Origin of the sequence: Haematobacter sp. (assembly GCF_032102465.1) — a bacterium.
In the GTDB taxonomy this organism is placed as follows: Bacteria; Pseudomonadota; Alphaproteobacteria; order Rhodobacterales; family Rhodobacteraceae; genus Haematobacter.
In genome coordinates this window covers 1-10,408 of sequence record NZ_DAMDHB010000065.1, presented here as the reverse complement: position 1 = coordinate 10,408, position 10,408 = coordinate 1, and the positions used below count along the sequence as shown (strand labels likewise).

Below are 10,408 nucleotides of genomic sequence, written 5' to 3'. Positions count from 1 at the left end.
CATAGACCCATCCATCCATTTCGAGATACGGCACACCGTCGCGGATGGATGGATAGGGATCGTGCTCCAGCATGCCCGGAGTTATAGTCCCCTCCGTCGTGTACTCTCCAGCCTGCTCGTGGAGGGCGCGAACGGCGTAACCCGTGGCCGCCATCAACGATGCAAGGGCCGTGGAGGTCGTGAGCTTGCTTGCGCCCAAGCCAGCGTCTCTGGGCCAGTATCTGTATATCGGCATGGGTCAGGCTCCCGGCTGCGGAATGAGGGACAGAACGTCGTCCCAAAGCGTGTTGAAAATGCGCAGCCCCCACGTGGTGACCGGATCATCGTCATTGGATTCGGCAAAACCCGCACCTTCAAACATGTGGGGATAGGGGTCGCCGTTGACTGGGTATGTCCCATCCGTGGTGCGCACGACGTAGGATTTCATTTCTTCCCACCCCGGCTGCATGATCCCCAGTGCCTGAGCAAAAAGCATGAAGTCGCCGCCAACGCCCTGATTGCGGTAAGGAGAATTGATCGCCACGCTTCGGCTGGCGCCGTTTGTGGGCGCAGACGGAATGGAGGCCGCGCGAATGTGCCACTCGGGGTCTCCGGGGACCAAGGTTCTGATCGGGAGGAAGGCCACCTGATCTCCAACCGAGAAACCGGAGGCATTGCCGACAGTTATTTCCACAAGCTTGTTCGCTGGCGTGTTAAGGCCGCTGTAGCCACTATCATCTGTGACAGGCGTCCGTCGCATTCCATCGGCGGAACACAATGCCAATCCCCGATACGCCACTTTGGACTCTGGCGAAAGGAATTCTACCCTGTTCCCGGTAATGTTGGTGATAGGCCGCAGCATTGAATTCCCCGGCATTGTCGCGCTGTTATGGGGCGTATTGAAGGAGGCGATTATCTCCGGGGTCAGCGTATAATACTGGCCGAGAATGTTTCCGGTTCTCAAGTCGTCCATCGTGAATTCGTCCAACGGCAAGCCACGGCACCATCTGTAAAAGGCGGCATAGGCGAAGTGCCACGTCCAGTGGCCACCATTCGGCCCCGTGCGAATTCCATCGTATTGCTTTCCCATGGAATATGCTGCCCTGATGGCCCGCTTTTTCAGAGCCACTGAGGCAGAATTCCCGTAGAGGATGGGGAGCATCGCCGCGACCTGCTTTGACCGGAAACGTCCATAGCATCGCGGATTGTCGGGAGATCCCATACCGCTGCGCCACGGTGTCATGGCCTCATAGCCGCCGCCATTTGTGGAAACGGTGTCCGCCATGGCGCGCAGCGGACAAGCGAATTGCTCCCCGGCGATTACCGCATCCTCAAGATCGTCCTCAGTCAACGGGCCGGTTGCGCTCAGATCGATGCTCGGCAGCGCTGCGTAGATAGCGTCCACGTCCAGATCGTCGTCATAGGTGACATCTTGCGCGCGCTCCGCCGCCGACCGGAACGGAGGGGGGGCGTAGTCTCCAGGACCCGGAAGGTCAGATTCCGTTACAGTCAGGGTGAAGTATTCCTCGATCAGGCCATACCTCTGATTGTTCGACGGGACAGTGAGCCGCGAGGCGACAGTGACGTAATTGTCCCGATTTCCTAGGACGGCGGGGAGATCGGGAATCAGATCATCATTGAACTTTGGGCTGAAAGCTCCGGGGGCGGCAGTGGTCATGGCCCGCTGATCGAAGCCGTTCACAATGCTGGTCTGCGGGGACGGGGCCACCCCGGGGTTCATCATCGCACCGTGCATGATGCGACCATAAGCGTCCGAGTCCGTCGCGGGGGTCTTCGATGTGATCTCAATCGTGCGGCCTGCCGGCACGCGAATGACCGCCTGCCGCTGCGGGTCTGCGGTATAAGCGATGACGGAACCAACGGGCATATTGCCGGAGATCGAAACCATGCCCGACGAGCTCGTGACCGTGAATGGCACGGTCGCATTACCAGACGCGGTCGTATACTCGCCTGATGTGACGCTGAGGGCGCGCACGGCATAGCCGGTGCTTGCCATCAGCGCCGCGAGGGCGGTGGAGGTCGTGAGCTTGCTTGCGCTCAAGCCAGCGGCGATGGGCCAGTAGCGGTAAAGCGGCATCACAGGCCCCCCGCCGACAACTCGTTGAATTGCATCGCGCTGTAGTCAGAAGGCGCTTGCGAAGCGGAGCCGCCCCAGCGGACGCCGGTCTTCGTCCCCGCCGGATAGGTGCCGGCGTAAGAGCCCGTCGCGACTTCAACACCCTCGACAAGCAGCCTCAGGGCTTTCGTCGTTCGATTGATGTACAGCCGCGCGGTGTGCTCGGCCATGATGTCACTCATGCCCGGAACAGAGTGTGTGATCCGGGTAAAGCTGGTCCCTCCGATCCGCTCCTGCACCTGTATTGTATCGTTGGCCGCCCCCGCACTAGGCGCGACAAATGCCAGCTGAAGGAAATTGTCCGCGTCGATCCCGAAAGCGATGTAGCCGAGCGTGCCCGCTCTTCGAACAGACGCCTGGCCCTCCTGATTTGTGCCCATCGCGTAGGCTTTGGCTTCGACATACCCCCCTGCGCTTGGCAGTTCGTAGCCATTTAGCTGCATGTTGCTGGTCGCGTTGTTCGAGAAGCCGCGCACTCTGCCGCCCGTCGTGATCCGCATGCCGATCGATGATAGGGGCGCGGCCCATGTGTGGCTACTTTCGGAGACGTGCCCGGCGAGGTCAGACCCGAGATTGGTCGAGAATGTATCGACAAACTCCACCGCCGCGAGCGTGTCGAATTCTACGGGAGCGCTTTCGCGCCAGATGATGTAAGGCGTTCCCGGAAGCTGATCCGATGTCGAATTCCCGGCAAAGGACAACGCATTGCCGAATGCGGTAAGCTCCGGCTGTGCCTCGTTGAAATCGGCCTTGGGGATCATCAGCATCCGGGTCACAGCAGGTGTCGGAGCCGTGCCGGGCACAATCCGAGCGCTTGTCGGCGTGATGTCCGTGACGCTCGGGGTATTCGGCTGGCCCGGATGCACCGGGATCGTCAGCACGCCATCAGACTCGGAAAAGGCCCAGTCCACCTGCGGGACGGTGTCGGACCACGGGCTTTCGGCCACGGCGGGAGAACCGACGCCATTGCTGGCGCTGGAGGCCCGGCGGTATTGGTAATTCGCGGCGGGCGTGAAATTCAGCCCGGTCACCACGTCCTCTGGCGTCCCGGACGGGGGCAAGCGCCGCTGGATCTTGTGCGTGGCCGTCGGAGTAGGAGTACCGCCGAACGTCGCGGCCGAGGCCGTGACGGGCACACCAGCGGTCAGGGCGGGCAGAGCCGGATTTGTGATAACGTAGGGCGGCACGTCGGTGCTCGCTGCAGCCGCCGCGAACGACACGGTGTCACTGGCCGATCCAGCGCTGTTGGTGACCGTCACAGTGACAACGTAGTCGCCGTCCTCGATGTCATCGATGGACCGCTCCCACGTCCCGCCTGCAGTGGTAAACGGCTGGCCGTTGCGCGTGATCGTCCACACCGGCGTCGGGACCGGGGTGCCTGTGGCGGTCGCCGTCAGCGTGACCGTGTCGCCCTCAGTAATTGCCCCGGCGGGCGTCCGGGAGAGGATGACTGTCGGAGCCACAGCAGGCACGGCGACAATATCCGTCCAGCCGTCGCCGTAGTCCCACGCCTCAAACTGCAGAGCGGGGAGACGCACACGCGTGGCTGGCCGATAGCGATAGCCAGCCACGAAAGTGCCGGTCAGCGCGACTGTCTCGATAGCGCCCGTCGTGCCGAGCTGCCGCTGAACAAAGTGCGAGACCTCCGGCGTCGGATAACCCGCAAATGTGGCCGCCGTAGAGGTATAGCTCTGTCCTGGCTGGGGCGTGCCGGTGAGCGTGGCGGGTGTCACGACAGTGGGCAGTGTGACGATTTCCGCGATATTCGACGTTGCAGTGTAGACGTATCCCTCCTCGTCGGTGCCCGTCTCCCGCCATGCCGCCCGCTGCTGGCCCGCCGGGACGGTGAATGTCTCGCCCGTCTCGCCCGTCGGTACCCACTGAGTGCCCGAGAGGAGATACCACCCCTCGCCCGTGACAGTCACGCCCTCCTCCCAGATCGCCCGCACTCGGGTAAGCACGTCACCGACCGCGAGAATCGAAGGCGAGATGCTCGCCTCTGCGATCGGCGCTGGCCGCGGCGCAGACTGGGCCTCACTCCAGATTTGGACGGCCCCGTGGTACACGGCGAGCACACGAGCGGAGCCGCTGTACATCCTGACGATATCGGCCATGTCAGCCCTCCACGACGATGTAGATAGTGTCCGCCGCTTTAGCGGGCAGTGCATCGTAGGCCGACTGCGTCAGCTGGAGGTACTTCTTGCCCGGCACGATCCATGCCCCATTGGTGAGGATGGACAGTTCGATCGGGTCATCGCTCTCCGGGATGACGATATCGGGGATCTGGATCGGGGACTGCGCGAGCCCATTGCCGACCAGCGTGACCGTATACTTCGTGGCGCTCAGTCCAGCCGTGTTCGGCCAAAGATCGACGGAGAACCTTCCATCCGGCTGCAGTCCAGCAGTGACTTCCACCGGCGCGACGAAGGCGTCATCGACCACCAGCCCCGACAATTTGAAGGTCAGTGCGCCGGTAACCGGCCGGTTTCGCGCATCGCGCATCTCGCCGACGACGGTGGTCAGAGGTGTGATTGGCATGGCCACGCTCCAATGAAAAAAGCCCGCGCGAAGCGGGGTGTAAGGGAAGGGATGACGGGGTTTGGATTGCAGTCGGTCAGGCGTGCCAACGCCCGACTGCGATCAGATCGAGGCCGGACAGCACATCGCCGGAGGCCCACGCGGGAGCGGACGCCTGGCGCGCTCCATAGAGATTCACGCTGCCCAAGAATGCTTCCATCCAGATGTTCCCCAGGCGCATGCGATCGACATTGCCCGCAGTCTGGCGCGCGGGATTGAGCGACCAGAACACGGCTGGCACGGCGGAAAACTGTGCCGGGAAAGGCCAACTGCCGCGCAACTGGTTGTTATCTGCCCCGTTGTGCGCCACGGATCGCTCGCCCACGATGCAGACCTGCAGCCCGCCTGCAAAGCGCCACCAGCTGCCATTGCCGCTTGAGCCGGTCTCGATGATGGCCCCGGTCGGCACGCCCGACGCTTGCGCCACGGTCCCGACGACATCGCGGAGCGCCGCCGTTCCGGCTCCTGTCACCACGGGGATTTTAGCGCCCGCCGCCCCGGCCAGGGCAAGGATCGCCCGCGCGGCCGGCGTCAGGTTGGTGGTGGCAGCTGTTGCCGCGCCGTTGAAATAAGGCACCCGGTCCGGCGCCATGGTCACATCCGACAAGGCGGACAGCGCCCCTGCATCAAGCATGTCGATCAGCTGCCGCGTGGCCTCGCCATAGAGCACGTCGTCAGGGGTCAGCCAGATTTCATAGGGGGTGGCGCTGGCGGCAGGACCGGGCCACGGGCGGGCGAGTGTCAGCGATGTCGCGCTCTCGATGCTCGCGATGCGGCAGGTGATACCGGCGATCCAGAGCACGTCTCCCGCACGGATGGCGCCTGCCCAGCCGGTCCCGCTACCGGTCACCGCCGTGCCGCCAGCAGAAACCGTTACGGTGCCTTGGGCGTAGTGACGCGTCATCAGCATGTCAGGTCTCCTCCCCGGGCCAGCCGGTGGTGATGTCGATAAGAGCGAGCGCTTCGGCGGTCTCGGCCGCGACGATCTCTGCCAGGAGCGCGCCCTCGCGCGCGAACGCCGCCTGTACGAAGGCCATCGCGCCCTGGGCGAGTGCGATAACCGCAGCCGCGTCCAGATCGTAGAAAGTGCCATCCGACCCCTTCCAGGTGATCGACATGGTGGGGTCCAGGCCCGCTGCCACGGCAGCCGCGGTCAGCTTGCCTTGGCTGGTCGGGTCGATCCAGATGGGCACACCGGCGATGGTGACCGTGCCGCCCTCAACCTCTTGCCGCTTCAGCGTGACGGCTGCCGCTTTCACAGCCTTTCGCGCGGCCAGTACCGCCGCGCTGTTGCGCCTGACTTCCACCATCAGATGATCTCCACGGTAAGACGGGACCGCAGCCATGGGGATGGCGGCAGCACCTCGATCGCGTAGCGACCGGGGTCGGTGAGCTCGATGGACACGAGGTAATCTTCGGCCTCCGACGGAATGAGGGTCGCCAGCAGGAAATCGGCCTCCAGATCCCAGACTTCGATTTCCGTCCCCTCTGGCGCGATCACCTCGGCGCCCGTGGGGACCGCCTCCACCACACAGGTTGATCTGGGCAACCACAGCCCTTCTTCCCATCGGAAAAGCGTGTGATCGAACCACGGGCTGATCGCGACGATATTGCCCTCCGGCAGCGGATCAGGCGGCGCGTCGGTCGGCCAGGACTGCAGCACGCAGCCCTCCGCATCGATCAGAGCGGAGTGGGTCAACTCGGCCGCATGGGTCATCTCTTTGGCACCTTCACGGTCAGTCGGCGGGTGGAGATCGAAATGCCGTTTGACTTGGATGACAGCAGGACGCGGCGCTGCCCCCCGCCCGGAATGGGCAGGGTCATGAAGCCGGTGCGCCCGCCGGATTTGCCGCCAAAGCTATCGACCGTCCCGCCGAGCAGCCAAAGGCCGTCTTCGAAAAACCACCAGTTAAGCGACATCCGGCTGTCGTTGCCCGTCCAAAAGAAGTTCGCCTGCGCGGTCAGCGTTTCATCCTCGGGAATGGTCCCGAGGTCTAGCTGCAGAGCAATGTCGTTGTCCGACAAGGAGAGCGGCGTGCTGGCCGTCACGGACGTAGCCTGCGTGACCGCACCCGTGACGATGTTCCCCCGCACGACAAGCTCATCGACGAGAAGCGTGCGCATCTTCACCACGCCCGCCTCCATGATGAAGGGAGCCTCCCGGGCGCTGCCGTTGATGATGGCAAACTGATCGGCCACGATCGCCACCCGGCTCAGGCCGCCCGCCATTGCCTCCAGGAATATCGCCGCCGATCTTGCACCATTCGCCTCGCCCGAGGATGCCGCGGCCTGCAGGGCAATGCGCGAGAGCGAGCCGCCGGCATTGGCGACGGTATAGGCCCGAAACAGGGCGCTGGCCGAGAACCGCCCCACGGCGACGTCGAGCGCCATGATGGCATTGGCATTGGCGGTGATATCGCCGCCCTGCTGGGTCACCTGTGCTTGCAGGGCGCTGACAGCGCTTGACGATGCCTTGCCGTTGACGACGACGGCAAGATCGGTAAGCGCTTGAGCCGTGGCGTCGATGTCGCCCTCTGCCCCCGTCACGCGGGTGGTCAGCGCATTCAGCGCCGTGGCTTCCGCCTTGCCGTCCACCCGCGCATTCAACTCGGTGAGTTGCTGGACAAGCGCGGAGCCGGGGCCTGTCGCCGCCGTGATCTCCTCCCGATATGACGCGGTGACCCCTTCCGCGGTCTGCGTCACCTCCCGCCTGATCTGCTGGCGCGCGGTATAGGCGGCAGTATCAGCATCGATGTCACGGAAGACATTCCGCCGCATCGCCTCCAGCACATCGCGGGTGCTGTCCTTGAGCCAGACCGTGTAATCGTCGATGAAGTCGTTCAGTTCCTCGACCACGCCCTCTCCGTAGGTGATGTCGAGTTCTGAGAGCTTCACGTCGGGCGTGGTGACGGTGACCGGGCTCGTCCACATCGTCTGGCGGTCGGCTTCGATCCGGCCTCGCACCTCATAGGTGCTGTTCGGCAGGATTCCATCCATCACGATTGCGCCACCCGCCTCCACCGCGACAAGCGGCCCGGAGATCACCTCGGCAGTGCCGACCATGTGGATCTCCCAGCGGATACCCTTTGCATCCGTGGCACCGTCTGCATCCCACATCATCTGGATCGCGGGACGGCGCGCGCGACCCTCACTGTCGCGGTAGATGATCGCAGCGACGGACCAGCCCGGAACAGCTTGGACGATTACCGGCCCGGTGCCGGGATCCGCGGGGATCACCGGCAGTTCCTGCGAGGGGTCCCAGTCGTAGTCCCCCTGATCGCGCTCGCGCGCGGTGAGCGTCACCGTCGCCGTGGCCAGGTCTTCGCTGACCTGCGTGATCTCGAAAACCTTGGCCGTGTAGCCTTCCGTGGCGCTGGTCCAGGCGATGCTGTCCAGCGGCTCCAGCATCGAGGCGTAGGGCCCGGCAGACATGCTGATCACCCGGAAACGGCGGTTGTCGGCGAGGTTTGCCTCCATGAGCCGCTGCGCCTGGGTCGCGCTGAACACCACAGGCAGGCGCAGGTCCGCCACCCGGCGCTGGCCATCTTCGGCTTCCCAGTCCGCATTGTAGCGCGGCGGCGCGTCCTTCTCCGCCCAGAGCGCATCGGGGTCGGTGTAGGTCGCCTGGATCCCATTATAGAGATCGGCATCTCCCGGGAACTGGTCGAGCATCTGCGGCGACGAGGTAAGGATATCGTCCGTATCCGTGAAGAACATCACCGGCAGCGCGGGCGGTCCGATCCGGATGCGCCACACACCGCCCGCCTCCACCAGCTGCCCGTCGCAACCGGCAAGCAGCCGGTCGATCACATCGGCAGGCTGCTCTTCGACGGAGACCTCCGTGCCGCCGTGATAGGCGGGCTCCGTGCCACCCGCCTCCAGCGGCACCGCCACGTCGCAGGCATTCATCGCCGCGAACCAGTTCGCGAGCGGCAAATCCTCCGCCGCGGCCCCGCCCCCGTAAGTATTGCCGTCCGGCAGCCGGATGCCGCGCAGCAGATTGTAGATCATCACCGCGAGGTTCGTGGTCTGCGCCCAGGTGGACTGATCCGACCACCGCTGCGCACCCGAGCCGCCCATCGTGCTGTCGAAGCGCGGATCGTACAGAGGCGCGCCATCCACCTCGAAGCGGATCGAGGGCTGACCGGACCAGACCTTGGCGTCGAACTTGAACATCGCCACGGCATAGGGGATGCCGTGACCGATCATGTCGGCCGTCCACGGCCGCACCGCCGCATCCGCGAAATGCCGCATCAACACCGGATCGACCGCCGTCTGCGTCCCGTCGTAGAGGCGCAGGAAAGCGGCATCATTGTATTTGCCGAGAACGGGGAGCACCTCGCCCAGCCCGGCCCGGTCGATCATCGCAGGCCCGAGCGTGACGTAGTCGTCGTTGATAATCACCCGCCGCACGGTCTGGCCCGGCCGGCAGCCGAGCGCCATGACATAGAAGAGCACCGGGTTGGGCGTGTGGCCCGGCGAGGTGGCCCCGGTCATCAGCGGTGCGGCCAGCTGACCGGCGGTGGCATAGCGGCCCATGACGAAGGTCTGGGGCGTGATGCCGCCCGTGGAGGTCTGCACCTTCACGCCGGACGCGCCGGTCCCGGCTTTCTTCATGGCCAGTTTCTGCGACAGCAGCGACATGCCGACCGCCGAACCGATCCTCAGGAGTGCCGCCGATCCGACCGTCGCGCTGAACGCCGACCAGAAGCTCGCGCCGTTGGCCATGAGCGCGACCGACACCGGGTCGGCTGCCGCAGGCCCGCCCCAGAGCGCGGCGAGGATCGTGCTGGTGAGAAGCAAGCGCCTCATAGCCGGAACATCCTGTGCGCGTCGGTCAGCGGCATGACGATCTTACCCTCGGGGAGCGGCGCATAGATGCCTTCCTCCTGGACGATGCCGAGCGCCGGATACTCCGTGCCGGGGAGTGCCGCGATGTCACCCACCTGCCCCAGCGCGACCGGGCATTCCTCGAGCCGCGATGCGAGATAGGTGACGTGATCGGCAAAACCCATCTTGCGCAGGCGAGCGAGCCCGCGCGCCTGGCTGCGATAGGTGAACGGCATCAGGCTTTCGCCATGGACACGCTGATACCAGCCATCGGCGAAGCGGGCACAATCATGACTGTCGTCCATCGGGCGCGTCCAGACGCTGGCGATGTAGGCTAGCAGCAGCTGGCGGCGCGCCATCATCTCCGGCCCTCCGTCTGGCGCGCGCCCCACATCGGCTGCGCCATGATTTCTGCATAGGAAAAGAAGCCGTCGTCCTCGTCGCGCAGCCGTTGGCTGGCGTCGGAGAACTTGGTCGTCAGCGTGCGGGTCAGGGCCCGGCTGGCGCTGGCCAGCGTGAGGTCGACGGTGGCACCGGCCGAACCGCTGGGCGGGGTGTTCACGATCGACTTGTTAACCCAACCCTTGAACATCCGTTCCGGGCTGTCGATCAATTCGTCGGTCACCAGATCGAAATCGACCCGGTGCAGCTCCACCGCGGCGCCCTTCATGTCATAACCGCGCACGGCCTGCAGAATCTCCGGCGTCACGCCCGCAAAATTGGTATCGAGATAGCGGATCAAGAGACCAACCTCGGAAACGAGCGGACCCACGGACTGCAGGTTCTCCGCCCCGAAGTAGGGACGCCCCGCGATCGTCTGGTGATCGTCGCCGTTCCAGAAGCCGATGCCTTCCAGCGCACCGGTGTCCCGGTTGCGCGCGGCGA

General features: G+C 64.5%; 10 protein-coding genes. All 10 read right to left on the bottom strand.

Annotation, left to right across the window (positions count from 1 at the left end; genetic code table 11):
* The coding region (locus tag RT513_RS20225; protein ID WP_313534462.1) for a hypothetical protein at positions 1-235 on the bottom strand (235 nt) is incomplete at its 3' end.
* Between the two features lie 3 nt (positions 236-238).
* Positions 239-2,077 (bottom strand): hypothetical protein, encoded by a 1,839-nt coding sequence (locus RT513_RS20220; protein WP_290688674.1) that lies wholly within the window; start codon positions 2,075-2,077, stop codon positions 239-241.
* Positions 2,077-4,230, bottom strand: coding sequence for a hypothetical protein (locus RT513_RS20215; RefSeq protein ID WP_290688676.1), 2,154 nt, complete (start codon positions 4,228-4,230; stop codon positions 2,077-2,079). Before RT513_RS20215 ends, RT513_RS20220 begins: the two co-directional genes overlap by 1 nt.
* A 1-nt stretch (position 4,231) precedes the next feature.
* The gene (locus RT513_RS20210; RefSeq protein WP_290688678.1) at positions 4,232-4,654 is read right to left on the bottom strand and encodes a hypothetical protein; all 423 of its coding nucleotides are present in this window, start codon (positions 4,652-4,654) and stop codon (positions 4,232-4,234) included.
* Between the two features lie 76 nt (positions 4,655-4,730).
* Positions 4,731-5,603 carry a hypothetical protein gene (locus tag RT513_RS20205; protein WP_290688680.1) on the bottom strand — a complete coding sequence of 291 codons (873 nt, stop codon included), beginning with the start codon at positions 5,601-5,603 and terminating at the stop codon, positions 4,731-4,733.
* Position 5,604: 1 nt separating this feature from the next.
* On the bottom strand, positions 5,605-6,003 hold the full coding sequence (locus RT513_RS20200; protein ID WP_290688682.1) for a DUF4376 domain-containing protein: 399 nt from the start codon (positions 6,001-6,003) through the stop codon (positions 5,605-5,607).
* Complete coding sequence (locus RT513_RS20195; RefSeq protein ID WP_290688684.1) at positions 6,003-6,410, bottom strand: hypothetical protein; 408 nt, start codon at positions 6,408-6,410, stop codon at positions 6,003-6,005. Before RT513_RS20195 ends, RT513_RS20200 begins: the two co-directional genes overlap by 1 nt.
* On the bottom strand, positions 6,407-9,505 hold the full coding sequence (locus tag RT513_RS20190) for a phage tail protein (RefSeq protein WP_290688686.1): 3,099 nt from the start codon (positions 9,503-9,505) through the stop codon (positions 6,407-6,409). The genes RT513_RS20195 and RT513_RS20190 overlap by 4 nt, the downstream gene beginning before the upstream one ends.
* Entirely contained in the window at positions 9,502-9,882 is a 381-nt protein-coding gene (locus RT513_RS20185) for a DUF6950 family protein (RefSeq protein ID WP_290688688.1), read from the bottom strand. Before RT513_RS20185 ends, RT513_RS20190 begins: the two co-directional genes overlap by 4 nt.
* On the bottom strand, positions 9,882-10,408 hold a 527-nt coding region (locus RT513_RS20180), incomplete at its 5' end, for a hypothetical protein (RefSeq protein ID WP_313534457.1). The genes RT513_RS20180 and RT513_RS20185, both read right to left, overlap by 1 nt.